The organism is Allorhizocola rhizosphaerae (assembly GCF_003426775.1).
GTDB classification, from domain to species: Bacteria; Actinomycetota; Actinomycetes; order Mycobacteriales; family Micromonosporaceae; genus Allorhizocola; species Allorhizocola rhizosphaerae.
Genome location: NZ_QJUG01000008.1, coordinates 36,928 through 60,008, shown reverse-complemented (window position 1 = coordinate 60,008; position 23,081 = coordinate 36,928). Strand labels below are relative to the sequence as shown.

Annotated in this window: 26 protein-coding genes and 1 pseudogene; 10 read left to right on the top strand and 17 right to left on the bottom strand. The window is 67.8% G+C overall.

The annotated features are described in order from the left end of the window. Positions 1–30: 30 nt before the first annotated feature. On the bottom strand, positions 31–804 hold the full coding sequence (locus tag DM816_RS03040) for a 5'-methylthioadenosine/S-adenosylhomocysteine nucleosidase family protein (protein WP_117208493.1): 774 nt from the start codon (positions 802–804) through the stop codon (positions 31–33). A 147-nt stretch (positions 805–951) separates the two neighbouring features. On the opposite strand from DM816_RS03040, the gene DM816_RS03035 reads away from it, so the two are divergent. Beyond that, positions 952–1,326, top strand: coding sequence for a hypothetical protein (locus DM816_RS03035; RefSeq protein WP_162907036.1), 375 nt, complete (start codon positions 952–954; stop codon positions 1,324–1,326). Here the strand turns inward: DM816_RS03035 and DM816_RS03030 are convergent. Both DM816_RS03030 and DM816_RS03025 read right to left on the bottom strand, forming a co-directional pair. Beyond that, on the bottom strand, positions 1,289–1,990 hold the full coding sequence (locus DM816_RS03030; protein ID WP_117208491.1) for an NUDIX hydrolase: 702 nt from the start codon (positions 1,988–1,990) through the stop codon (positions 1,289–1,291). The two genes, DM816_RS03035 and DM816_RS03030, sit on opposite strands and share 38 nt — an antisense overlap. Positions 1,991–2,022: 32 nt before the next feature. Continuing rightward, entirely contained in the window at positions 2,023–3,012 is a 990-nt protein-coding gene (locus tag DM816_RS03025; RefSeq protein WP_117208512.1) for an NAD-dependent epimerase/dehydratase family protein, read from the bottom strand. An 18-nt stretch (positions 3,013–3,030) separates the two neighbouring features. Here DM816_RS03025 and recD2 point away from each other — a divergent pair, with 18 nt between their 5' ends. Genes recD2 through DM816_RS03010 form a run of 3 tightly spaced genes read left to right on the top strand, consistent with a single transcriptional unit; the run spans position 3,031 to position 6,008 of the window. Then, complete coding sequence (gene recD2 / locus DM816_RS03020) at positions 3,031–5,244, top strand: SF1B family DNA helicase RecD2 (RefSeq protein ID WP_246001474.1); 2,214 nt, start codon at positions 3,031–3,033, stop codon at positions 5,242–5,244. Beyond that, a complete protein-coding gene (locus tag DM816_RS03015; protein ID WP_117208489.1) occupies positions 5,231–5,698 on the top strand; it encodes an SRPBCC family protein in 468 nt (155 codons plus the stop codon). Before recD2 ends, DM816_RS03015 begins: the two co-directional genes overlap by 14 nt. After that, positions 5,643–6,008 carry a GntR family transcriptional regulator gene (locus DM816_RS03010; protein WP_246001472.1) on the top strand — a complete coding sequence of 122 codons (366 nt, stop codon included), beginning with the start codon at positions 5,643–5,645 and terminating at the stop codon, positions 6,006–6,008. The genes DM816_RS03015 and DM816_RS03010 overlap by 56 nt, the downstream gene beginning before the upstream one ends. A gap of 25 nt (positions 6,009–6,033) precedes the next feature. Here the strand turns inward: DM816_RS03010 and DM816_RS03005 are convergent, their stop codons facing one another. Beyond that, positions 6,034–6,513 carry a hypothetical protein gene (locus tag DM816_RS03005; RefSeq protein WP_117208487.1) on the bottom strand — a complete coding sequence of 160 codons (480 nt, stop codon included), beginning with the start codon at positions 6,511–6,513 and terminating at the stop codon, positions 6,034–6,036. A gap of 54 nt (positions 6,514–6,567) precedes the next feature. On the opposite strand from DM816_RS03005, the gene DM816_RS03000 reads away from it, so the two are divergent. From DM816_RS03000 to DM816_RS02985, 4 genes are all read left to right on the top strand, one after another. Then, a complete protein-coding gene (locus tag DM816_RS03000) occupies positions 6,568–7,773 on the top strand; it encodes a GNAT family N-acetyltransferase (RefSeq protein WP_117208486.1) in 1,206 nt (401 codons plus the stop codon). Continuing rightward, positions 7,773–7,979, top strand: coding sequence for a hypothetical protein (locus DM816_RS02995; protein ID WP_211588523.1), 207 nt, complete (start codon positions 7,773–7,775; stop codon positions 7,977–7,979). The genes DM816_RS03000 and DM816_RS02995 overlap by 1 nt, the downstream gene beginning before the upstream one ends. 93 nt (positions 7,980–8,072) lie before the next feature. After that, positions 8,073–8,279 carry a ribbon-helix-helix domain-containing protein gene (locus DM816_RS02990; protein ID WP_117208485.1) on the top strand — a complete coding sequence of 69 codons (207 nt, stop codon included), beginning with the start codon at positions 8,073–8,075 and terminating at the stop codon, positions 8,277–8,279. Then, positions 8,273–8,575 (top strand): type II toxin-antitoxin system PemK/MazF family toxin, encoded by a 303-nt coding sequence (locus tag DM816_RS02985; RefSeq protein WP_117208484.1) that lies wholly within the window; start codon positions 8,273–8,275, stop codon positions 8,573–8,575. Before DM816_RS02990 ends, DM816_RS02985 begins: the two co-directional genes overlap by 7 nt. Here DM816_RS02985 and DM816_RS45610 read toward each other — a convergent pair. The 3 genes and pseudogenes from DM816_RS45610 to DM816_RS02970 form a co-directional block, all read right to left on the bottom strand. Then, positions 8,572–9,161 (bottom strand): annotated as a pseudogene (locus DM816_RS45610) (Uma2 family endonuclease). The gene DM816_RS02985 and the pseudogene DM816_RS45610 overlap by 4 nt on opposite strands. 77 nt (positions 9,162–9,238) lie before the next feature. Continuing rightward, positions 9,239–9,688 (bottom strand): ribose-5-phosphate isomerase, encoded by a 450-nt coding sequence (locus DM816_RS02975; protein ID WP_117208511.1) that lies wholly within the window; start codon positions 9,686–9,688, stop codon positions 9,239–9,241. 8 nt (positions 9,689–9,696) lie between these two features. Further along, positions 9,697–10,824, bottom strand: coding sequence for a DUF1015 family protein (locus tag DM816_RS02970; protein WP_117208483.1), 1,128 nt, complete (start codon positions 10,822–10,824; stop codon positions 9,697–9,699). 256 nt (positions 10,825–11,080) lie between these two features. Here DM816_RS02970 and pepN point away from each other — a divergent pair, with 256 nt between their 5' ends. Together pepN and DM816_RS02960 are read left to right on the top strand one after the other, a co-directional pair. Beyond that, on the top strand, positions 11,081–13,627 hold the full coding sequence (gene pepN / locus DM816_RS02965) for an aminopeptidase N (protein WP_117208510.1): 2,547 nt from the start codon (positions 11,081–11,083) through the stop codon (positions 13,625–13,627). A gap of 4 nt (positions 13,628–13,631) precedes the next feature. Further along, complete coding sequence (locus tag DM816_RS02960; RefSeq protein ID WP_117208482.1) at positions 13,632–14,915, top strand: DUF2252 domain-containing protein; 1,284 nt, start codon at positions 13,632–13,634, stop codon at positions 14,913–14,915. Here DM816_RS02960 and DM816_RS02955 read toward each other — a convergent pair whose 3' ends face one another. From DM816_RS02955 to DM816_RS02910, 10 genes are all read right to left on the bottom strand, one after another. Beyond that, complete coding sequence (locus tag DM816_RS02955; RefSeq protein WP_117208481.1) at positions 14,916–17,054, bottom strand: vWA domain-containing protein; 2,139 nt, start codon at positions 17,052–17,054, stop codon at positions 14,916–14,918. A 100-nt stretch (positions 17,055–17,154) separates the two neighbouring features. After that, the gene (locus DM816_RS02950; protein ID WP_117208480.1) at positions 17,155–17,520 is read right to left on the bottom strand and encodes a DUF5130 family protein; all 366 of its coding nucleotides are present in this window, start codon (positions 17,518–17,520) and stop codon (positions 17,155–17,157) included. A gap of 7 nt (positions 17,521–17,527) precedes the next feature. After that, positions 17,528–17,794 carry an aa3-type cytochrome oxidase subunit CtaJ gene (ctaJ, locus tag DM816_RS02945; RefSeq protein WP_117208479.1) on the bottom strand — a complete coding sequence of 89 codons (267 nt, stop codon included), beginning with the start codon at positions 17,792–17,794 and terminating at the stop codon, positions 17,528–17,530. A gap of 4 nt (positions 17,795–17,798) precedes the next feature. Continuing rightward, positions 17,799–18,449: an alpha/beta hydrolase gene (locus tag DM816_RS02940; RefSeq protein ID WP_117208478.1), complete on the bottom strand. Its 651-nt coding sequence runs from the start codon at positions 18,447–18,449 to the stop codon at positions 17,799–17,801. Next, a complete protein-coding gene (locus DM816_RS02935) occupies positions 18,449–19,429 on the bottom strand; it encodes an amidohydrolase family protein (protein ID WP_117208509.1) in 981 nt (326 codons plus the stop codon). The genes DM816_RS02940 and DM816_RS02935 overlap by 1 nt, the downstream gene beginning before the upstream one ends. Further along, complete coding sequence (locus tag DM816_RS02930) at positions 19,429–19,944, bottom strand: 3-hydroxyanthranilate 3,4-dioxygenase (RefSeq protein WP_117208508.1); 516 nt, start codon at positions 19,942–19,944, stop codon at positions 19,429–19,431. Before DM816_RS02930 ends, DM816_RS02935 begins: the two co-directional genes overlap by 1 nt. Then, the gene (locus DM816_RS02925) at positions 19,944–20,339 is read right to left on the bottom strand and encodes a RidA family protein (RefSeq protein ID WP_117208477.1); all 396 of its coding nucleotides are present in this window, start codon (positions 20,337–20,339) and stop codon (positions 19,944–19,946) included. The genes DM816_RS02930 and DM816_RS02925 overlap by 1 nt, the downstream gene beginning before the upstream one ends. After that, a complete protein-coding gene (locus DM816_RS02920; protein WP_117208476.1) occupies positions 20,333–21,037 on the bottom strand; it encodes a 2-keto-4-pentenoate hydratase in 705 nt (234 codons plus the stop codon). The genes DM816_RS02925 and DM816_RS02920 overlap by 7 nt, the downstream gene beginning before the upstream one ends. Beyond that, positions 21,030–22,034, bottom strand: coding sequence for a 4-hydroxy-2-oxovalerate aldolase (gene dmpG, locus DM816_RS02915; protein WP_117208475.1), 1,005 nt, complete (start codon positions 22,032–22,034; stop codon positions 21,030–21,032). Before dmpG ends, DM816_RS02920 begins: the two co-directional genes overlap by 8 nt. Next, positions 22,031–22,918 (bottom strand): acetaldehyde dehydrogenase (acetylating), encoded by an 888-nt coding sequence (locus DM816_RS02910; RefSeq protein WP_117208474.1) that lies wholly within the window; start codon positions 22,916–22,918, stop codon positions 22,031–22,033. Before DM816_RS02910 ends, dmpG begins: the two co-directional genes overlap by 4 nt. Positions 22,919–23,081: the final 163 nt, after the last annotated feature.

Below are 23,081 nucleotides of genomic sequence, written 5' to 3'. Positions count from 1 at the left end.
CTCCCCCTCCTGTGGGTGTCGTGCTGCTCGTCAGTCGCACAGGGTCACCGCAAGCCGGGGCGTCCGCGGTGGCAGGCTGCTCATCATCAACGTGTGCACCACGAACTGCGCCGCGTTGCCCGCGGCGAGAGCCTGATGCTCGTTGGTCTTGTTGAACCCCCAATCGGCGATGGCCTTGACGACGATCCAATCGACCCGGTCCTTGGCCGCCGCCGCGTAGAGCGCAGCACCCTCCATGTCGCCGCCGATCGCGTCCGGGAACTCCTTCTTGCAATTTTCTCTGTACCGCTTTGAGTCCACGAGGGTGTTGGCCGACAACACGAGTCCGAAATGGATGCTCGGCCGCGCACCCCGCCCGATCGTCGCGGCGTTGAACCGATCGAGCAACAGCACCGATGCCTGCACCCGAGCGCCGCGCCGGATCGCGATCGTGGCTCCCGACGGGCTGTCGACCACGCGTTGATGGTCGAGCTCCTGGACGTTGCGCGACACCAGGATGTCGCCGATGCGCTGCTCGTTTTCGAGCAGGCCGTAGCAGATGCCGACCAGGATCAGATAATCCGGCCGGCACGCGCGCAGCAGCGACGCCGCCGTCAGCATCGTGCCGGCCGGGCCCACCCCACCCTGCTCCCCCGCCTGGGCCAGCAGGATCTCTGCCCCGCCCAGGCTGCCTAACCGGAAGACCGCGTGATCGCCGAAGGTTTGCCGCTCATGGGCGGTGCCGTTGGCCGCGCGCACGGCCCGCAGCACGGCGTCGCGCTCGCCCTGCGTCACCACGAGAATCAGGATCGAGATCCCAGACATGGCTGTGCCTCCCCTTCCGCCAGGCGCAAGTTTGTGTCTAACTGACGATAGCTACTATCCTACGCTGCCGTCACAAACTTACGACGTGCATGTGACAGTGACGCGATACGGCTGTTGCCCCATCGGGTGGCGATTCCCTTGCCGCTCTTGGCTTTGCTGCTCGAGTCCCCCGCGCTGACCGGCCGCGACCTCGGCCGGCCCGCGTCCGGCGATCTGGCACACGCCTACGAGTTGCTCTTCGCCGGCGGCGTCGGGCAGCTCATCGCCGGGTTCACGCCGCTGCCGGTGATCGGCGCGCTGCGCGAGTGGTTCTTCCGGGTCGACGCCATCGTCAGGGCCTGGCCCGAGGCACAGGTGCAGCAGACCGTCACGCAGCCGCTGATCCTGCTCGTGGCGGTCACGTTCGTGCTGCTCGGCGCGACCCGGCTAAGCGGTGACGCGTTCTTCTATATGCCGATGCTTGCCATCGCTGCGGTCAGTGAGCTCAATAGCGCTCTCGCAGCATCGGCGGATAGAGCGTGACCGCCTGCGCCGACGCCTTGCGATAGAGCGTCGCCGGGCGGCCGTTGGCCTGCTGCCGCTTGGCACGCGTGGCCACGACGAAACCCTTGGTGCTCAACACCTTGCGATGGAAGTTGCGCGGGTCCAGCCCGCCCACGCCCCACACGATCTCATAGACCCGGCGCAGGTCCGCCATCGTGAACCGGGGCGGGCAGAACGCGGTCGCCAGCGTGGTGTGCTCAAGCTTGCGCCGCGCCGCCTCCACCGCATCGGCGAGGATCCTGCGATGGTCGAAGGCCAGCGGCACCTGCCCGGACAGCAGTGACGCGACCGGATGCCAGTTGGGCCGGCCCGCTTCGGTGTCGCTGGCGTGGTCGCTCACGCTGGGCTGGATGGCAAGGTATGCCACGGCCACCACGCGCCCCCGGGGATCCCGGTCACGCGCGCCGTAGGCGTGCAACTGCTCCATGTGGATGTCGCTGGTGTCCAGTCCGGTTTCGGTGGCCAGCTTGCGCGCGGCCGCCGCGTCGAGATCGTTGTCCGTGCTCCACAGGAACCCGCCCGGAAACGACAGCTCCCCCTTGCACGGCTCGTGCCGCCGCACGATCAGCAGCACCTGCAGCTGATCCTCCCGGATGGTCAGCAGGACCGGGTCGACCGCGACTTGCACCTCTTGCTTGGTCACGGCACGAGGATAAAGGTCATCTTGACGCGAATTCAAACCGGCCAACCGGCGAGCAGCTCACTCTCGCGGGCCGGGCTGAGACCCGCCCTGCGCGAGCGATCCAGGCCCAGCGTGCGCTCCCAGACGAGTGTATCGGCGAGGAGCTGCGCCAGCGGGCGGTGGCGCAGACCGGCGTTGGCGGCCGCGGTGCCATTGCGGGCCGACCAGCCCGCATAGTCGGGGTCGGGCAGCCACAGCGGCAGCGACTCGTGGCCCATGTACGGCTCGACGCCCTGCGCGAGCAACCACTGGGGATCGGCCCACACGACCGCGCCGGTGTGCCCGCCCACCTCGCGCGCCAGCTCCAGGAACTGCCCGAACGGGACGACCTGGCCGACCGCGTTGAACGTGCCGGTGGTGCCGGCCTCGGCGCAGTCGAGCAGCCATGCGGCCAGGTCGCGCACGTCGATGACCTGGGTGGGCGCCAGCTGCGCGGCGGGCGCGAGCATCGGCGAGCGTGGAGCCCGTGCCGCCCGCGCGACCCAGTAGCCGGCGCGGTCGCTGGCGTCGCCCGGCCCACCGATCAGCCCGGCCCGCGCGATGAGCAGACGATCGCCCACTGCCGAGAGCGAGGCCAGCTCGCACGCGACCTTCGCCGCGCCGTAGTCCGAGCGATCGACGGCTTCCAACGCTGTAGGCGCGAGCAGCGGGGCCGATTCGTCGGCGTCGACAACGGAGTGGGAGGCATACACGTTGCCCGACGACACATATGTCCAGTGTCCAGCGCGCGTGCCCAACGCCTGCAGGGCACCGCGCACCATGCCGGGCTGCCAGCTCACCTCGAACACCGCGTCGAACGCGCGCCCGGCCAGCCGCCCGTAGGCGCCGGGCTGTGTGCGGTCTGCCGTGACCAGGGTCACCCCCTCGGCCACTGTCCCGCTTTCGCCTCGCGCGAGGCAGGTCACCGCGTGTCCACGCGCATGGGCCTGGCTCGCGATCTCACGTCCGAGCCAGGCGGTGCCACCCAAGACAAGAATCTCCACGCCGTCCAAAATATCTGCGTGCAGGTTCTTGAGGCCGTCCTTGAGCGCATCACCTATGCAAACGAGGAGACCGGCTACACGATAGCGAGGGTCGCCACCGATCGCTCCGGCAGCGATCTGCTGACCGTTGTCGGGCCGCTGCTGGGCGCACAGCCCGGCGAAAGCCTTCGGCTGCAAGGGCGCTGGACCACACATCCGCGCTACGGGCGGCAGTTCGAGGTCGAGTCCTACACGACCGTGCTGCCAGCCACGATCAAGGGCATCGAGCGCTATCTGGGCTCCGGGCTCATCAAGGGAATCGGGCCCCGGCTGGCCGAGCGCATCGTCGGGCACTTCGGCGTCGACACCCTGCGCGTCATCGAGGAGGAGCCGGCACGCCTGGTTGAGGTGCCCAAGCTGGGACCCAAGCGCACCAAGATGATCGGGCAGGCGTGGGAGGAGCAGAAGCAGATCAAGGAGGTCATGGTCTTTTTGCAGGGCGTGGGGGTGTCGACCTCCCTGGCCGTGCGGATCTACAAGCAATATAAAGATGCTTCTATTTCTGTGGTACGCAATGAGCCCTACAGGCTTGCCGCCGACGTCTGGGGGATCGGTTTCAAAACGGCCGACACGATCGCGAAGGCCGTGGGCATCCCCCACGACAGTCCGCAAAGGATAAAGGCGGGACTCCTCTACACGCTCAGCGAGGCGGCCGACAACGGGCACACCTACCTGCCCCGGCCCAACCTGATCGGCGACGCCGCGAAGATCCTCGACGTCCCGGCCACGCTGATCGAGCCGTGCCTCGCCGACGCCGAGGGCCTGACCCACGAGCACATCGGCGGCGTGCCCGCCGTGTATCTGACCCCTTTCCACCGGGCCGAGACCAATCTGGCCTCCTCGCTGTTGGGCCTGCTGAGTGTCGACAAAGACCGGCTGGCGGTCTTCCAAGAGGTCGACTGGGACAAGGCGTTCGCGTGGCTGAAGGGGAGTGGGCCCACGGGGCCGGGGAGCGGGAAGTCGGCGGCCGATTTGGCTCCCGAGCAGAGGCAGGCCGTGCAGATGGCGCTCACCCGCAGGGTGGGCGTGCTCACGGGCGGGCCGGGCTGCGGCAAGAGCTTCACCGTGCGGTCGATCGTGCAGCTGGCCCGCGCCAAGCGGGCCAAAATCGTGCTCGCCGCGCCCACCGGACGGGCCGCGAAACGCCTGACCGAGCTCACCGGGCACGAGGCGACCACCGTGCATCGCCTGCTCAAGCTGCAGCCGGGCGGCGAGCCTTCGTTCGACCGGGACAACCCGCTCGACGCCGATCTGGTGGTTGTCGATGAGGCGTCCATGCTCGACCTGCTGCTGGCCAACAAGCTGGTGAAGGCCGTGGCGTTGGGCGCGCACCTGGTGTTCGTGGGCGACGTGGACCAGTTGCCGAGCGTGGGCGCGGGCGAGGTGCTCAAGGACATGCTCGCCACCGAGGCAATCCCGCATGTGCGGCTGACGCACATCTTCCGGCAGGCCAGCGAGTCGGGCATCGTTGTCAACGCGCACCGGATCAACCGGGGCGAGTTCCCGCAGCTGAAGGGCTTCCCCGACTTCTTTTTCTTCTCGTGCGAGGACAACGACGCGGTGGCGCCGCTGATCGTCGATCTGGCGGCCAAGCGGGTGCCCCGTCGCTTCAACCTCGACGCGAGGCGCGACATCCAAGTGCTCGCGCCGATGCACCGCGGGCAAGCGGGCGCGGGCAACCTCAACACCATGCTGCAGGAGGCGTTGACACCGGGGCGCGACTCGGTACCGGAAAAAAAGTTTGGGGCAAGGGTTTTCCGGGTCGGCGACAAGGTGACCCAGATCCGCAACAACTATGAGAAGGGCCGGGCCGGGGTGTTCAACGGCACGGTCGGCGTGGTCACGGCGCTGGACACCGAGGGCCACAGCCTGACCGTGCGCACGGACGAGGACGAGGACATCATCTACTCGTTCGACGAGCTCGATGAGCTGATCCACGCGTACGCGATCAGCATCCACCGCTCGCAGGGCTCCGAATATCCCGCCGTAATTGTGCCGATCACCACAGCGAGCTGGATGATGCTGCAGCGAAACCTGCTCTACACGGCCATCACCCGGGCCAAGAAACTGGTGGTCATCGCGGGTTCGGCCAAGGCGCTCGGGGTCGCCGTGAAAACCTTGGGTGCTGGAAGGCGACATACTGCTTTAGAACACCGGCTGAATGGGGTAACCCCATTTCATGAGCACCATTGAGAAGACAATCGACGTACATGTTCCCGTCCGCACGGCCTACGACCAGTGGGCTCAGTTCGAGACGTTCCCGAAGTTCATGGAGGGTGTCGAGCGGGTCGAGCAGACCAGCGGCACCCGCACGCACTGGGTCACGAAGATCGCCGGCGTGACGCGCGAGTTCGACGCCGAGATCACCGAGCAGACGCCCGACCGCCGCATCGAGTGGCGGACCGTCAACGGCCCGCAGCAGGCCGGCGTCGTGACGTTCGACCAGCTCGACCCGACCACCACCCGCGTCGCCCTGACCATGCAGTTCGAGCCCAAGGGCGTGGCCGAGACGGTCGGCGACGCGACCAACATCATCGAGCAGCGGATCGAGGGTGACCTCGAACGCTTCAAGGAGTTTGTAGAGTCAGGCCGTGATTCCGACCGTGCACCTGGTTATCGAGGCGACGAGTTCGACACCGGTCTATGAGCAGATCCGGAGTCAGCTAGCTGAGCAGATCGCCAAGCAGGAGCTGCCCGCCGGCACGAAGCTGCCCACCATCCGGGCGCTGGCGGCGCAGCTCGGCCTCGCGGTCAATACGGTGGCCCACGCCTACCGTGAGCTCGAATCGGCCGGGCTTATCCACACCCGGCCGAGGCACGGCACGACGGTCGCTTCGAGCAACTCGTCACGCGCGCTGCTGCGCGAGGCGGCGCGCGACTACGCGCTGCTGGCGCGGCGGTTGGGCGTCGCACGCGACGACGCCCTCCGCGAGATCAGCTCATACCTCGAACCGTGATGAGGCGCATGCCCCGAACCGTGACTCAGCGCATGCCCCGAACCTGATTCCATGCCGTGACCACCCACTCGACCTGTCCCAGCAACGACAGGCCGGCGGCGACCAGGAACAGTCCAATCGCGACATGAGACAGGATGGCGCCCCGCCGGGGGCGGTGCAGCACGCGCTCCACGATCACGCTGCCGGCGAGGCGGGCCACGGCGAACAGGCCGGCCGCGATGATCATGATCAGAAACAGGACCAGTGCGGCCCCGGTGGTCGTCGACTGGGCGGCCCACATCGCCCAGCACACGAACAGCACGACCGCACCGAACACGCTCCAGCGCCCGCCCTTGCGCAGATTGCGCAGGCGCACGCGCAGCGGCAGCTGCGGCTGACGACCGGTCATCGTCGGGTCGGAAATCAGCACGTGCGTGGGATCGGGCTGCTCCGGAATCGTCGCCTTGCCCGGCCGGTACAGCTTTTCCGTCGGAAATTCCCTGGTGCGGTCCAGACGGTTATTCACGTTTGGAAGCGTAACTGGCTTGCTCAACTTTGCCGAGCCGACTAAGAAGCACGTATGGGGTACACCGTGCGCACGGGGGCGGCAAGCGATCTCGAACCGGTCATGCAGCTGCTGTTCACCGCATTCCACAACGAGTCCTACGACGCCGAGGCGGTCGAGGCCACGCGGCTGGTCTACGAACCGGAGCGGTCGCTGCTGGCGGTCGCGGATGACGACGAGCAGATCCTGGGCCACGTTTCGGCGTTCGGCCGGGAGCTCACCGTGCCGGGCGGGGCCGCGGTGCCGACCGCCTTCGTGACGATGGTCGCGGTCGCGCCGCAGGCGCGGCGCCGGGGCATCGCACGGGAGCTGTTGGTGCGGCAGCTGCGCGACATGCCCGACCCGCTGGCCGTGCTGTGGGCCAGCGAGGGCCGGATCTATCAGCGGTTCGGCTACGGGAGCGCGGCCCGCATGCTGTCGATGAACGTCGACACGCGCGAGGTGCGGCTGCACGCCCAGGCCCCGGCGTCCGGCAGCCGCATCCGGGTGGGCAAACCGGCCGCGCTGCGCAAGGAGCTGACCGAGGTCTACGAGGCCGTGCGGTTGCACCGGCCCGGATACGCCGGCCGGACCGAAGCCTGGTGGGACTACGTCATGACCGACCCGACGTCGCGCCGGCACGGTGCCGGCGAGCGGCAGGCGATCGTGCACGAGGGACCGTCCGGAGTGGACGGTTTCGCGCTGTTCCGGATCAAGGGCTCGTGGGAAGCCGCCGGACCCAACGGGGAGGTCTGGGTGCAGCATGTCACCGCGGCCAATCACGTTGCCTATCAAGAGATCTGGCGATACCTGATGAGCGTCGACCTGACCCGGACGGCATCGTTGTCCTACGGCGCCGTCGACGAGCCACTCTTCGAGATGGTCAACGAGCCGCGGCGACTGGGCACCACCGTCAAGGACGGGCTGTGGCTGCGCGTCGTCGACGTGCCCGCCGCGCTTGCGGCGCGCGGCTTCCTCACCGGTGACGACCTCGTGATCGAGGTGCGCGATGAGCTGCTCCCGCACAACACGGGCAGTTACCGGCTCAGCGGCGAGCGCACGTCCGCTCCCGCCGACGTGACCATGGACGTCGGCGCACTGGCCGCGTTGTACCTGGGCGGAGGGCAGGCCGGCGCGCTGGCCATGGCCGGGCGGCTCCAATCCGCGAGTGAAGAGACGCTGGCCCGGGTCGACGCCGCGTTCCGGTGGCATCGGGCTCCTGCCGGGATCGAGATGTTCTAATGGACATCGTGGGCATGCATCCGGACGACCAGGACCTTGAGCGCGGGCTGCGCGGGCTCATCGGGCCCGGCGCGTCGCAGGTGAGCATCTCGGCCGCGCTGCGGGCGCGCGATGCCGCGCGGCCGACCGACGAAGACCTGGCCCGCGCGGAGGCCGAGCTCGAAATCGTGCGCCGCGGCTGGCAACCCCGCGACCCCCTGCGCTGAACCGCTTTTGGGGGAAGGCTCGCGCCACGCGGCACGACCAGCGATATTGCCGCCGGCATTGCTGATGATATTGGGACTGATATCGTCTGCGACGTGGCCGTCACCGTGTCGATCACCATGGACGAGGACCTCTGCCGCGACCTCAACGACGCCGTGGCGGGCGGCAATCGATCGGCCATAATCTCCCAGGCGGTCCGCGAATATCTGGACCGTCGCAACATCGCCGCGGCCGCCGCCTGGCACGCCTCCTTGGCCGCCGACGACGCCGCCAAGCTCGCCAGGTTCGACGCGACGTGGTAGAACGCGGTGACGTCGTCGACTACACGCACGGCAGCTGGCGGGTCCGGGCTCTGATCGTCAGCGACACCATCTACAGCGAGCACTACCCCGTCGTCGTGCTCATCCACGACCGCGCCGACGGCAACGTGCCAGGCATCCTGCTCCCGCTGCCGCGCGAGATCGCGGGCGGCGGCACCATCGACCTGTCCCGCATCCGCTTCGCCGACCCCACCGCGATCGGCCAACACCACGGCCGCGTCGACGCCGACCTCATGGCCAAAGTGGACAGTGGCCTGCGCCGCCTGCTGGGGCTTTAGAGGCGGTCGATCTCGGTGAGGTCGATGTCGATGTCGAACGGGGCATTCAGCTTCAATGTGTTGTGATAGATGCCCGTCATCGTGTATCGACGGGCGATCGGGTCGAGCTCGTAAACGTAGACGGCCATTTTTCCGCCGCCGGTGTTCTCGACGAGCCAGAAGTGTTTGATCCCGGCCTCGGCGTAGAGGTGCGGCTTGCGTTTCCGGTCACGCTCCTGCGAGTCGGGCGACACCACCTCGACGGTCAACACCACGGCCTGCGGCGGATAGGTGGTCAGATCGGCGTCGGTGTCCGCATCCGCGTGAACCACGGAACGTCCGGCTCCGGACGCTGGCGCTCGCTGATGGTGACCGTCATCTCCCGCCGCGCCCGCAGGTTGTCGGGCGCCTGGCGGCGCAGCCCGGAGGTCAACAGGTCGACGGCGCGCATGTGAAACAGCTTCTGCGGGCTCACGAAGACCAGGCCGCCGTCGATGAGCTCGGTGTGGGGCGGAAGGTCAGCGATCCGGTCCAGATCAGCCGCCGTAAATCCGTCCGGTGGGGGCACCGGCCATCGGTATGCACCCTGGACACTCACGACAGCCATCCTCCAGTCGCCGACGGAGCACCTCCGCGCTTCACAGCCTACCCAACCGGTGCATCGGTCCGGACAGCGATAACGCCTTAGCGGGACTTCTCGTAGTCGGCGATCTGGTGGATGCGGCGGGTGTGGCGTTCGTTGCCGGAGTATGGCGTGCGGAGGAACTCGAGCACGATGTCGGACGCCTCGGCGGTGGAGTGCTGGCGGGCGCCGATGCCCGCCACGTTGGCGTCGTTGTGCTCGCGGGCGAGATGGGCGGTCTCGACGCTCCACGCCAGCGCCGCCCGCACGCCGGGCACCTTGTTGGCCGCGATCTGCTCGCCGTTGCCCGAACCGCCGATCACCACGCCCAGGCTGCCCGGGTCGGCGACCACGCGCTGCCCCGCGTCGATGCAGAAGGCGGGATAGTCGTCCTCGGGATCGTATGCGGACGCGCCGACATCGACGACGTCGTATCCCTGCTCGCCGAGGAACCCGACCAGGTGGGTCTTGAGCTCGTATCCGGCGTGGTCCGCGGCCACGTAAACGCGCATGGCGCCGATCATAGTTGGGCCACGACAAGGCCGGCCCGCGCCTTGGGCACGAACCACGTGCTCTTGCGGGGCATCTTGCGCCGGGCGAGGTTGACCTCGATGAAGTCGTCCACGGTCACGGGCGCGATGAGGATGGCCAGGTCCGCCCGGCCGGCGTCGACCTCGCCCATGAGCCACGACTCGGGATAGTCGCCGCCCACGTAGGTGATGCGCTTGTCGCCCGGCTGCAGCGCCAGCGATGCGCCCAACAGCACGCGCTCGACGAGCGCATGATCCAGGTTTTCGACGAACCCGAGCGCGGGGTCGCGCGGCAGGCCGATGGAGCGCATGCCACCGTCGCGCGTGTAGACGCGGACCGTCTCGCCGGGCTCGAACGACGGCACGACCACGTCGCGCACGAGCCGGTTGTAGGGCGCGATCTCGACCGACGCGGGCGTGGTCACCACCGCAAGGAACCGGGGCAGGCCGCCCGTCTGCGCGGCGAGGCTGCGGTGGTTGCCGTCGGCCACCACAAGCTCCCCGCCCCCGGCGAGCGCGATCAGCTCCCGGGCGAGTGGCGCCGACCCGTCCAGTGGCCAGATCTCATGCCGACCGCCGGCGGCATCCGCGTCCGTGACGGCCGGGCCCTGAGCCGAGCAAGCACGTGCGAGTGCGGCATGGAGCTCTTCGCCGCGGGCGGTCTGCAGCAGCAGGACGGGCGACAGCAGGTGGCCGAGGGTCTCGGCGAGCATGACCCGCTCGCGTACCTTCTCCGGGAACACGTCCTCGTTGCGGATCACCAGACCCGGCTCGTCGGCGCTGGTCGAGATCTGGTCGGTGTCGACCATGCACCACAGGCCGTACGACACCCGGTCCCCGCGCGTGATCCGATAGAGCACGACGACGTTCTCGTGTGGCGCGTAGAGCCCGTCCTCCTTCGCGCAGGACAAGCGCGACGAAGCGTCCGGCAACGCGGCAGCGAACGTCTTGCCCAGGCTGTCCGGAGCGTAGTGCGGCATCTCGATGGCAAGCGCACTGCGCGGGTTGGCCGCGATGATCGAAGTAATCTCGGTTTCGTCAGCGAACTCGTCGTAGTTCTGCGCGCCTGTACCGCCCTTGGTCAACCAGGCCGCCCGAATCGGATGCACGACTGTCACGACTGCCCACGCTAGCGTGCGCCGTCGGGCTCGCAGCCTTCGGCCCCTCACCCGCCCGGCTCCTGAGCCTCTCCCCGTCGGCGGGTGCGCCGCCGCTGCCGAGGGTTCGATGCCTCCCGCGATAGGCGTCCACCGCCCACCGATTGTCGGCAAAGCTCACGTATCCGCGACCCGTAAAGCGGGCCACGGCTTCCTTTGGTATGTCCACGTTCTCACCAACGAGGGGGACGTATGAAAGACTTGCTTCGTGACCGGTATCCGTAACCTCACCCAGAGCGAGGCCATCACCAGGGCCAAGTTGCTGGACGTGATCTCTTATGACATTGCCCTGGATCTGACCGACGGCTCAGGCAATCCCGGCGCCACGAGTTTCCCGGGAGTCACCACGGTGCGCTTTTCGTGCGCGTCACCCGGCGAGTCGACGTTTATCGAGCTGGCCGCGCAGTCCGTGCAGCGGGCCGTGCTCAACGGGGCCGACCTGGATCTGAGCTCCTGGACCCCGGAGACCGGGCTGGCCCTGCCCAACCTCGCTGCGGACAACACGCTCGTGGTCGAGGCCCGCTTCCCGTTCTCGTCGTCCGGGCAGGGCATGCATCGCGCCGTCGATCCGGCCGACAAAGAGGTCTATCTCTACAGCCAGTTCGAGACGAACGACGCGCAGCGCGTGTTCGCCTGTTTCGACCAGCCCGACCTGAAGGCGGTCTACACCTGGCACGCCCGCGTCCCCAACCACTGGAAGGTGGTCTCGAACGCACCGGTCGCCTACATCACCGACAACGTGCTCGACCAGACCGTCCACTTCGAACAGTCGGTCCGCATGTCGACCTACGTGACGGCCCTGTGTGCCGGGCCCTATCACGAGGAGCGCACCACGCACGACGGTATCGATCTCGGCGTGTTCTGCCGCGCCTCGGTGGCCGCCCACCTTGAGGCCGACGAGCTGTTCGAGATTACCAAGCAGGGGTTCGACTTCTTCCACGCCCAGTTCGGCGTGCGCTACCCACTGTCCAAATACGACCAGCTGTGGGTGCCCGAGTTCAACGCGGGCGCGATGGAGAACTTCGGGTGCGTGACGCACGCCGACGCCGCATACATCTTCCGCTCCGCGGTCACCGACTTCGAGCGCGAGCAGCGGGCCAACACGATCCTGCACGAGCTGGCCCACATGTGGTTCGGCGACCTGGTGACCATGCGGTGGTGGGACGACCTGTGGCTCAACGAGTCGTTCGCCGAGTGGGCCTCGCATTGGTGCAACGCGGCGGCGACCCGCTTCTCCGACGCCTGGACGACGTTCCTGTCGCTGCGCAAAAACTGGGGCTACGGGCAGGATCAGCTGTCCAGCACGCACCCGGTCTACTGCGAGATGCCCGACGTCAACGCGGTCGAGGTGAACTTCGACGGCATCACCTACGCCAAGGGCGCGAGCGTCATCAAGCAGCTGGTCGCCTACGTCGGCATCGACGCGTTCGTTACCGGCCTGCGGGCGTACTTCAAGCAGCACGCCTGGGGCAACGCGACCTTCTCCGACCTGCTGTCGGCGCTGGAGAGCGCGTCCGGCCGGCGCCTCGACGCGTTCTCTGCGGCGTGGCTGGAGACGGCACAGGTCAACACGCTGCGGCCGCGGGTCTCCGTCGATGGTGATGTTTACGAGCGGGTGGAGGTGCTGCAGGAGGCGCCCGAGGGATACCCGACCCTGCGCCCGCATCGCATCGGCATCGGCCTTTACGACCTGGGCGAGGACGGCAAGCTGGCCCGGCGGCAGCTCCTGGAGGTCGACGTCGCGGGCGAGTCCACCACCATCGACGAGCTCACCGGCGTGCGCGTGCCCGACCTGCTCCTGCTCAACGACGAGGACCTGTCCTACACCAAGCTGCGCCTCGACGAGCGCTCACTGTCCACACTTGTGCGTCACCTGGGCGGGGTGGACTCGTCGCTCGCCCGCGCGCTGTGCTGGGCCGCCACGTGGGACATGGTGCGCGACGCCGAGATGGCCGCGCGCGACTTCGTCCGGCTCGTGACCAACGCGCTGCCCGGCGAGCAGGACATCAACCTGGTGACCACGACCCTGCGCTATATCGGGGTGGCGCTGAGCCAATACGCGGACGCGTCGTGGAGCCCGACCGGCTGGCAGATGCTGGCCTCCGCTTCGCGGGAGGCGATGCAGGCCGCCGAGCCGGGCAGCGGGTTCCAGCTCGCGTGGGCGCGCACGTTCATCGGCGCGGCGCGGTCAACCGGCGACCTGGCCGTGCTGCAGAACTGGCTGTCCGGTGTGGACATCCCGCAGGGCTTGCGGGTCGAGGGCGAGCTGCGCTGGCAGCTGATACAGGCGCTGGTGGCCAACGGCGCCATCGACCCGGAGGTGATCGACGCGGAGCACGCCGCCGATCAGACCGCGGCCGGCGACATCGGGGCGGCCACGGCGACCGCGCTCATCCCGACGCCGGAGTCCAAGGAGGCGGTCTGGCGGGAGATGACCACCGAGCCCGAGCTGGTCAACTCGCGCAACCGGGCGCTCGTGCTGGGCTTCCAGCACTCGGCGCAGGTCGGGCTCACGGCCCCGTTCACGCAGCGCTTCTTCGAGGACGTCGCCAACGTGTGGAAGATGCGCGACAGCGAACCGGGGCAGGACTTCGTGGTGCTGGGCTATCCGGTGTACCAGGTGTCGCAGGCCACGGTCGACGCGGCCGAGGCATGGCTCGCCCAGGCGGGCCACCCGGCCCCGCTGCGCCGGCTCGTGGCGGAGGGCAACGACCGTGTCCTTCGTTCGATGAAGGCCCGCGCTCGCGACGCCGCGTCACAATGAGTGGATGAGCCGATCTGACGACATAGTCGAGGTCCTCGTCCGCGAGTTCGGTTCGTTGATGGCGGCCGAACCGGCGGCGTTCCGCCGCAAGTTCCGCAAGATGGCGGCAAGCGCTTTCGCGTTCTATCGCGGGAGCGCTTGCCTTTTCTATGCCGACATGGTGGGCGAGTTCGCCGGCACCCGCTTCCTGAACGAGCGGACCAGCCGGGTGTGGATCCACGGCGACCTGCACGCGGAGAACTTCGGCACGTACATGAACTCCGACGGGATACTCGTCTTCAATGTCAATGATTTTGATGAGGCGTATGTCGGGCCGTTCCTCTGGGATCTGCGGCGGTTCGCGGCGAGCGTGGCTTTGATCGGGTACGGCAAGGCGCTGTCCGATGAGATGATCAGTTCGCTGGTCACGGTGTTCGCGCGGGCCTACGTCGACGAGCTGCGGGCCATCGCGCTCGGCGGCGACGACGCGATCGGATCGCTGACGCTGCGCACCACGACCGGCCCGCTGCATCGCGTGCTGCAGCTGGCCCGGCTCAACACGCGCGTCGAGCTGCTCTCGCGGGAGACCGTCATCGACCACTACGACCGGCGGTTCGCCCGGGGCGAGGGCGTGTTCCCGGCCGTCGACCGAGATTCCGTGGAAGAGGCTTTTATCCGGTACCTGGAAACGCGCCCGCCGCACGCGAAGATCGAACACACGATCAAAGATGTGGTGCTGCGCAAGGGAGTCGGCATCGGTTCCGCCGGGCTCCCGTCCTACAACCTGCTTCTCGAAGGCCACACCCAGGCCCTGGAAAACGATGTCATCATCTATATGAAGCAGGCACAGACCCCGGCCGTCGCACGGCACATCGCCGACGAGCGGGTCCGGTCGTACTTCCAGCATCAGGGCCACCGCACGGCCGAATCGCAACGCGCGCTTCAGGCCGCCGCCGACCAGTGGCTGGGCTACACCACGCTCGGCGGCGTCGGCCAGCTCGTCGCCGAGGTCTCGCCCTATGCCGCCGACCTCGACTGGTCCGACGTCAACGAGCCCGACGAGCTGCTGAGCGTCATGCGGGAGCTGGGCCGGGCGGTCGCGCGGGCGCACTCGGTCGCCGACGACGAGTCCAGCCACGACCTCGTTGACTACTCCACCGAGGAGGCCATCGTGGCCGAGCTGGATCGCGACGAGCGCGGGTTCATCACCGAGCTCGCCGAGTTCGCCCACGCGTACGGCGCCCGTGCCCGATCGGACCACCAGCTGTTCGTGGACCTGTTCAGGAACGGGCGCCTGCCGGGTGTGTGACTACCCGAGGTAGCAGCTGCTCAGGATGATCGTCTCGGTGACGATCCCGAGCAGCCCGAGCACCTCCACGCGGACGGCGTTCTGCACGAGCAGGCCGCCTGGCCCGGTGGTTGACTCGTTGAGGTGCACGGTCGCGACCCCCGGGATGCCGATCGTCGCCGGGCCGGCGCTGATCGGTTGCCCGTTGATGGTGCCGACAACGCGCGACGAACGCGTGATGCCGTCAGCGTCGGCGGTGCATGTGCTCTCGATGAGACTGAGCTGGATCGCGCCCCCGAGCAGCGTCGCGCCGTCAACCGAGGCGTATGCCACGGTCCTGCCGATGTTCATGTCGATGGTGCAGCTGGCGTTGAGCACGCCCGTGGACAGCAGCGGCGGTGCGCTGATCCTGACCACTGTGCGTGCCTCGTTGGGCGGGCACCTGACGTCGGGTGTGCGCGGGACCGTGAGGAGCAATCCCTTGGCCTCCAAGGCAAACGCGCCGCCCGGGAGGAACACGACCACCCGCACGACCGCGGTGGCCGACGCGCCGTCGTCATCGGTGACCGTCACCAGCACGTTGTGCGGGCCGAGCGCGGTGAACACGTGGCTCGTGGTGCACGTGCCCGAACCGGGGACCTCGTTGACGGTGCCGTTCACGACCGGCGTGCCGTCGTCGAAGTCGATGGTGCAGGTGTGGGTGTCGTTGGTACCGATGTCGGTGAACGGCGCGGTGAAGGCGACGTTCGTGCCGCGCGGCACGGCCAGGTTGTTGACCGGAGCCGATATCGACACCTGTGGCGCGACGTTGGTCAGCGTGAGCGTGGTGTCCGCCGAGACCGGCGGGTTGACCCCGTCGTCGGCGGTGAGGGTCAGGCGGTAGACGCCGTCATCGGTACACCGCACGGTCGTCATCTGCAGGCTCGCGTCGGTGAACGCGCAGGTGGCCCCCGGGTCCACCCCGGACTGCGGCGCGATCGTCCACAGCGTGGTGAGGCTGGGCCCGTCCGGGTCGGTGACCGTGCCCGCGATCGTCACGGGCGTGCCCTCCTGGCCGGAGAACGGCCCGCCCGGATCCACCACCGGAGGCGCGTTGATGATGATCGTGCGGCAGTCGGTGACGAACCCCGCGCCGCCTCCATCCGTGCCGTTGGCGCGCACGCAGATTTGATGGGTACCGGCCGCGAGCGCAGGGGTCACGGCGCTGTAGGTGACACTCGCCGGTCCGTTCTGTGGCAGATCCGGTGTGATGTCGGCGTTGCCGATCGGGTTGAACGAGCCGTTGTCGATCTGCATGGACAGCTGCGTAAGCTGCGAGGAGATGATCCCCGGCAGCACGTCGGGCAGCTGTCCGACATCGGTCACCTGCACGCAGTGTCCACCCGGGACGGTACCGGCGGTGATCTGTTCGAGGCTGCCCTCGCCGTTCTGCCCGGTGTTGGTGCAGTTGGCGCCGGTGCCCACCGCGAACGTGAAGATGTCCACGTTGTCGGGGATCCCGGTCAGGGGCACGTTGATGCTCCCGCCGGTGTTGGCGAACCCGTCCGACATGAACACGACAATCTTGCGCGCCTTGGTCTGCGCGTCGGTGACCGTGCGCGCCTTGGCGATGGCGTCGGCGAAGTTCGTCGAGCCGCTACCGACGCTCCTGTTGGTGAACTGCCCAAACCCCGCGCTGAACGTCGACGAGATCACCTCGTCGATGTCGGGCGTGCCGTTGCCGTTGGCGTCCGTCGACGGCCCGGTGTTGCGGTCGTCCCCGCCGCCGGGCGTGACATCGGCGATCGTCGCGGCCTCCCCGAAGGTCACCGCGCCGACCTCGGCGATGGTGCCGTTGCGCGTGTCGGCGCTGAGCGCGAGCGCCGCAGCGATCTCGCACTGCAGGATGTTGCCGCAGCTCGGATGGCCCGGGTTGCCCGTGCTGCCGGACGAGTCGATCACATACGTGAGCGAGGTGTTGGCCACCGGCACGCCCGTGCCGACCGAGGCCGTCCCGGTCACGGTCACCGGCCCGGGCGGGTGTACCGACCCGTTGGCCGGGCTGGTGATGGTGACCGAGATGCTCGTGCCGCCCGGAAGGTTGCCGTCGACCGCGAGCGCGGGCGTCGCGGCCAACAGCGTGACCAGGACGGTCCCGGTCGTGATGAGCAGACGTCTCATCCACTCCTCCTCAAGATCATTGAGACATGTAGCTCAATGATTTTGCGGAGGAACCGAACTTTGCCCTGTCACCAACCAGACCCCAGCAGGGTGACACCCCTCAGGAAGCGCGGCCCGCGTGGTCGGCCAGCTGAGCCAGCCCGATGACGATGCCGCCCGCGAGGTCACCCCCGCCGAATGCGGCGGCCATCGACAGCGCGGCCAGCTTGCAGTCGCGGTCGGCAAGGCGACGGCGGGCCAGCGAACCCGTCACGATCTCCAGCTGGCGCTGCTCCGGCGACACTGCGATCAGCACCGAGCTGGCCGGGCGGGCCAACTGGGCGTGCAGGTCCTCCGCGCCCTTGCGGACCGGCTCGGTGATCTCACCGACGTAAATGCTGAAGGTCAGCCCGGTGGAGCGGTCGGCCACGCGCAGCGCCTCGTCGATGCGCAGCAGCTGGCGGGTCGTGAACGGGCTCTGCGCCATCTCGTCGTTACCAGCGGTCACTTGCGCCTCCCGTCACGCCCGGGTGCTCCCGCTCCGGCGCGGCCTCCAGTGCCGCCGTGAACCCGGAAGGGGAGGGGCCGTCAGACTCCGGCTTGGCCAGGAACCACACCGGCGCGAAATGATAGGGGCGGCCGGGCCGGTAACGCTTCGCGCCGCGCGAGCCGGACGCGTAGACCAAAGCGAAGATGATCACGATCACCGCGAGCGGGATGCCCACGAAGATCAGCAGATCCTGGGTATCTGGTGTTGACACGTGCTCACGCTAGCAGTCGGCCAAGCTCACCGATCACCACGGGCCAGGCGTTGCTCGCCGGGTCGATCAGCTCGAAGTGTCCGGCATCCGGCACGACCACCAACCGGGCGGCCGGGTGCGCCTTCGTGTATGCGAGCGACAGTCCAATGGGGACGATCGTGTCGCGCTCGCCGTGGATCAGCACGGCAGCCGGCGCCGGGGCCATCCGCACGGGATCGAGGTCGGGGCGGTCGGCAGCCGGCCCGCCCAGGAAGTCGCGCACCGCTCCCCCATCGAGGTCGAGCTCTTCGCCCAGCCTCAGGTCGGCCACCGGCGCGAGGGCCACGGCCGGCAGGCCGAGCGTGGCCGCCACCCACAGCGCGAGATGCCCGCCCGCCGAATGCCCGACGACCACCTTCGGCCCGCGGATGCGTTCCACAGCGGTGCGCACATCGACCACGGCTGAGGAGGGATCGCCGGGAATGCGGCGATATTCGATCGACACCGCCGGCCACGGCAGCGCCGACGCCATCGGGCGCAGGTGCACGCGATCGTATGAGGGCCGCCAGAACCCACCGTGGATCAGCACGACCACCGGCCCGTTGAAGTAAACGTCGTGCTCCCACTCGATCGCGGGCTCGGGGGCCTCCCGCGACAGGACGGACCGGTCTTCCACTAGGCCATCCCGAGAAACCGCAAAGCGTTGGTGGACAACACCTTTTCCTGCTGCGCCGGGCTCAGCGCCTTGCGCACCACCAGGCCCACCGGCCGCTCGCCCAGCGGGTACGGATAGTCGCTGCCGAGCACGACCCGATCCTCGCCCATGACATCGACCAGCAGGCGCAGCGCGGGCGGGTCGAACACCACACTGTCCACATAGAACCGGCCCACGTAGTGGCTTGGGGGCCGTTCGGACAATCCGCGCACCACGTCGTTGCGCTTGTGCCAGGCGTTGTCGGCGCGCCCAAGCCAGAACGCGAAGCTGCCCCCGCCGTGCGCGAAACAGATGCGCAAGTCCGGTGACACCCGGTCGAACACGCCGCCCAGGATGAGCGCGAGGATCGACAGGTGGGTCTCGGCGGGCATGCCCACCAGCCACTGCCCCATCCACCTGGCCACCCGCGAAGAGACCGGCATATCCCACGGGTGCACGAACACGGGCGCCCCGACCGAAGCGCAGTGCTGCAGGAACGTCACGATGCCGGGGTCGTCGAGGTCCCGCTCGCCCACGTGGTTGCCGATCTCCACACCGCGATGGCCGTTGGCCAGGCACCGATCCAGCTCACGGCACGCGAGGTCGGGGTCCTGAAGCGGTACCTGACAAAACGGGATCAACCGGTCGGGAGCGCCCTCGGCCATGGCCAGCGTCAGATCATTGAAGATCTTCGCCACGTTGAGCGCGACCGCAGGCGGGCGGTCATAGCAGAAGAACACCGGCGTCGGCGAGATCACCTGACGGTCGACGCCGTCGTCGGCCATGTCGGTCAGGCGCACATACGAGTCCCAGCACTGCTCGCCGATGGCGCGGAACTCGTTCTCGCCCACCATAATCATGGCCTCGCGCTCGGAGTCGACCCGCACCCACGGGGCGCCCTCCAGCCGGGGCCAGCCCCGGGGCACGACATGGGTATGCACGTCGATGACGGGCCGGACCATCAGCCCTTGCCCGGGTGCAGGGCGCCGCAGTTCGGGCATCTGCGCGCCGACTCGTCCTCGTAAAAGGCCTGGAACAGCGGCGGCAGGTCGTCGACGATGCTGCGCACCTGCAGCTCGACCTCGTGGACCAGATGATTGCATTCGAAGCAGTACCACTGGAACTTCTCCAGCGTGCCCTCCTCGCGCACGCGCTCCACGACCAGCCCGACCGAGCCCTGCTCGGGCCGCTGCGGCGAGTGCGGGGTGTTGCGCGGCAGCACCCACATCGAGCCCTCACGGATGTGCACATCCTCGGGCCCGTCCTTGGTCATCACCTTGACGTGCATGTTGCCTTTGATCTGGTAGAAGTACTCCTCGTACGGGTCGACGTGGTAATCCGTGCGCTGGTTGGGCCCGCCGACGATCATCACGACGAAGTCGTCGCTGGCCTTGAACAGCTGTTGGTTGCCGACCGGCGGCTTGAGCAGATGCTGGTTTTCCTTGAGCCATTCCGGGAAGTTGATTGGTTCCTGCATCACGATTCCCTCCTGAGCGCCGCCACCGCCTGCATCTCGATCAGCAGATGCGGGTGTGGCAGTTGATGCACCGCGACGGTGGTCCGGGTAGGACCATTCTCGTCGAAATACGATCCGTAGACCTCGTTATAGCCGCCAAAATCATTCATATTCACCAGGTACGCCGTGATCTGCACGAGATCCTGGAGGTCCAAGCCGACCGTGCCCAGGATCGCGCGAATATTCTCGATCACCGCACGCGTCTGCACCCTGATATCGAGCGATGTCGTCCCCAGCTCGTCGGCGCTCGCGCCCGCGATCGTGTTGTCCGGCCGCCGGCTCGACGTGCCGCTCACGAACGCGAACCCGCCCGCCACCTTCACGTGCGGGAACCGCCCGCGCGGCGTGACTAACACGCTCTCACCGCCGCGGTGCCCAGCTTTTCGACCACGGCCCGCACATGCACACCCGCCTGCAGGGGCACCGCCGCCGTCGCCGCTCCCGCCAGGAACACCCAGCCGTCCTGCGGCCGCACGCCGTGTCGCCCGGCCAGCGCGACGCCCGCCTCGAAGGCACGCCTCGGGTCGCCCAGGATCGCAGCCGTGGACCCGACCTGCACCACGCGCCCGTCGATCTCCAGCAGCACACCGAGATTGTCCACATCGGACGGAAGCTCGCACCACGGCCCGATCACGAACGCCGCCGCGGAGGTGTTGTCGGCGATCACATCCGGCAGCGTGAACTTGAAGTCCGCGTACCGCGAGTCGATGATCTCCAGTGCCGGTGCGACCCGTTCGATGGCGCCATCCTTCACCAGAAACGCGACCTCCGGCTCGACCCGCGGGTGGATGAACCGCCCCACGTCGACCTCGCCCCCATCGGCCACGCGCATCGCCTCCGTCAACCGCCCCCAGATCACCTCGTTGACCCCGACCTGCGCCATCTTGGCCCGGCTGGTCAGCCCCATCTTCATGCCCACGACCCGCTCCTGCGAAAGCGCGACCAGCTCCGCCTGCACCTCATACGCCTCGTCCACGCCGGCCAGGTTCAGCTGCGCAATCGCCTTCCTCCCACGCGCCGCCTCATAGAGCACGACCGCAGGCGGGCTACCCATTCTTCAAATCCAATGCCACGTCCACAATCATGTCCTCCTGCCCACCCACCATGCGCCGTTTTCCGAGCTCCACCAGAATCGAGCGCACATCGATCCCGTACTTCTTCGAAGCCCGCTCCGCATGCCGCAGGAAGCTGGAATAAACGCCCGCGTAGCCCAGCGACAGCGTCTCGCGATCGACCTGCACCGGCCGGTCCTGCAGCGGGCGCACGATGTCGTCGGCGGCGTCCATGAGCGCGAACACGTCCGTGCCGTGCTTCCAGCCCATCAGGTCGGCCACGGCGGCGAACACCTCCAGCGGCGCGTTGCCCGCGCCCGCACCCATCCCGGCCAGCGACGCGTCCACGCGGTACGTCCCATGCTCAACGGCCACAACACTATTGGCCACCCCAAACGACAGGTTGTGATGCGCATGAATCCCGACCTGGGTCCCACCATCCAGCACTTGCTTGTACGCGTCCACTCTCTGCGCCACGTCGCTCATCAGCAGCCGCCCACCCGAGTCCACGACGTAGACGCAGTGCGCCCCATAGGACTCCATCAGCTTCGCCTGCTTCGCCAGGCCGATCGGGTCGTTCATGTGCGACATCATCAGGAATCCACTGACGTCCATGCCGTTCTCGCGCGCCCAGCTGATGTGTTGCTGCGCGATGTCGGCCTCCGTGCAGTGCGTCGCCACGCGCACACTCCGCACGCCCAGATCCCGTGCCGCCCGCAGATCCTTGATCGTCGCGATCCCCGGCAAAATCAACGTCGTCAGCTTCGCATGCTTGATCACTTCGGCCGCCGCCGAGATCCACTCCTGATCGGATGCCCTTCCCATCCCATAATTCAGGCTCGACCCCGCCAGCCCATCCCCATGCGCGACTTCGATCGCGGCCACACCCGCCGCATCCAACGCGGCCGTGATCTGCCGCACCTGCTCGACGGTGTATTGATGCCGGATGGCATGCATCCCATCGCGCAGCGTCACGTCCTGCACATAAACCTCAGTCACCGCAGCGCCACCAATCTCTCCGCCGTCCGCAAGGCCGCCGACGTCATGATGTCCAGATTCCCCGCATACGCCGGCAAGTAGTGCCCCGCCCCCGAAACCTCAAGGAACACCGACACCTGCAGCCCCAACTCATGCCGGTCAAACTGAACCTCCTGCTTCAGCCGATACCCCGGCACATAGGCCTGCACTTCACTCACCATGTCCTGCACCGACTTCGCTATCGCGGCTTGATCGGCCTCCATATCGGGGCACAGGCAATAAATCGTGTCGCGCATCAACAACGGCGGTTCGGCCGGGTTCAGCACAATAATCGCCTTCCCCTTCGCCGCTCCCCCAACGACTTCAATCGCCCGCGCCGTCGTCTCCGTAAATTCGTCAATATTCTGTCTGGTACCGGGTCCAGCCGACCGTGAGCTGATCGACGCCACAATTTCGCCGTACGACACGGGAGTCACCGCCGCGACCGCCGCCACGATCGGCACGGTCGCCTGCCCCCCACAGCTCACCATGTTCAAATTCCGCTCGCCCAGATGCTGGTCCAAGTTGACGGGCGGAATCACATAGGGCCCAATCGCCGCCGGAGTCAGATCGATGACGGTCTTGCCACGCTCCCGCAACACCACATCGTGCCGCCCATGCGCCCTGGCCGAAGTCGCATCGAACACGATCTCGACCTCATCGAACTCCGGCATTTCAAGCAGCCCCTCGATCCCACGGTCCGTCGTGGCCACACCCATGCGCTTGGCCCGCGCCAGCCCGTCCGACTGCGGATCGATGCCCACCATCGCGACCATCCGCAGCGTCTCGGACAGCCGCATCACCTTGAACATCAGGTCGGTCCCGATATTGCCCGACCCAACGACCGCCACCCCAACCCGACCCATCTCCCTCTCCTCTCCCTCTCTACCGCCCTACCCGCCGATCATGAACCTACGTCCATGTAGACGGCGTGTCGTCGCGCTGAAGCCGGCCCTGCCGCATTCGAACCCCGGCGCCGCCACCGCACCGGGCCCAGCCGCCTCGGAACCCAGCGCCGCCGCATCCGAA

Coding starts and splice junctions, on each gene's coding strand:
- DM816_RS03040 (WP_117208493.1), bottom strand. CDS start 804: ATGTCTGGGATCTCGATCCTGATTCTCGTGGTGACGCAGGGCGAGCGC.
- DM816_RS03015 (WP_117208489.1), top strand. CDS start 5,231: ATGAGCACCATTGAGAAGACAATCGACGTACATGTTCCCGTCCGCACG.
- DM816_RS03000 (WP_117208486.1), top strand. CDS start 6,568: ATGGGGTACACCGTGCGCACGGGGGCGGCAAGCGATCTCGAACCGGTC.
- DM816_RS02995 (WP_211588523.1), top strand. CDS start 7,773: ATGGACATCGTGGGCATGCATCCGGACGACCAGGACCTTGAGCGCGGG.
- DM816_RS02975 (WP_117208511.1), bottom strand. CDS start 9,688: ATGCGCGTTTACGTGGCCGCGGACCACGCCGGATACGAGCTCAAGACC.
- DM816_RS02960 (WP_117208482.1), top strand. CDS start 13,632: ATGAGCCGATCTGACGACATAGTCGAGGTCCTCGTCCGCGAGTTCGGT.
- DM816_RS02955 (WP_117208481.1), bottom strand. CDS start 17,054: ATGAGACGTCTGCTCATCACGACCGGGACCGTCCTGGTCACGCTGTTG.
- DM816_RS02950 (WP_117208480.1), bottom strand. CDS start 17,520: ATGGCGCAGAGCCCGTTCACGACCCGCCAGCTGCTGCGCATCGACGAG.
- DM816_RS02935 (WP_117208509.1), bottom strand. CDS start 19,429: ATGGTCCGGCCCGTCATCGACGTGCATACCCATGTCGTGCCCCGGGGC.
- DM816_RS02930 (WP_117208508.1), bottom strand. CDS start 19,944: ATGCAGGAACCAATCAACTTCCCGGAATGGCTCAAGGAAAACCAGCAT.
- DM816_RS02920 (WP_117208476.1), bottom strand. CDS start 21,037: ATGGGTAGCCCGCCTGCGGTCGTGCTCTATGAGGCGGCGCGTGGGAGG.
- DM816_RS02910 (WP_117208474.1), bottom strand. CDS start 22,918: ATGGGTCGGGTTGGGGTGGCGGTCGTTGGGTCGGGCAATATCGGGACC.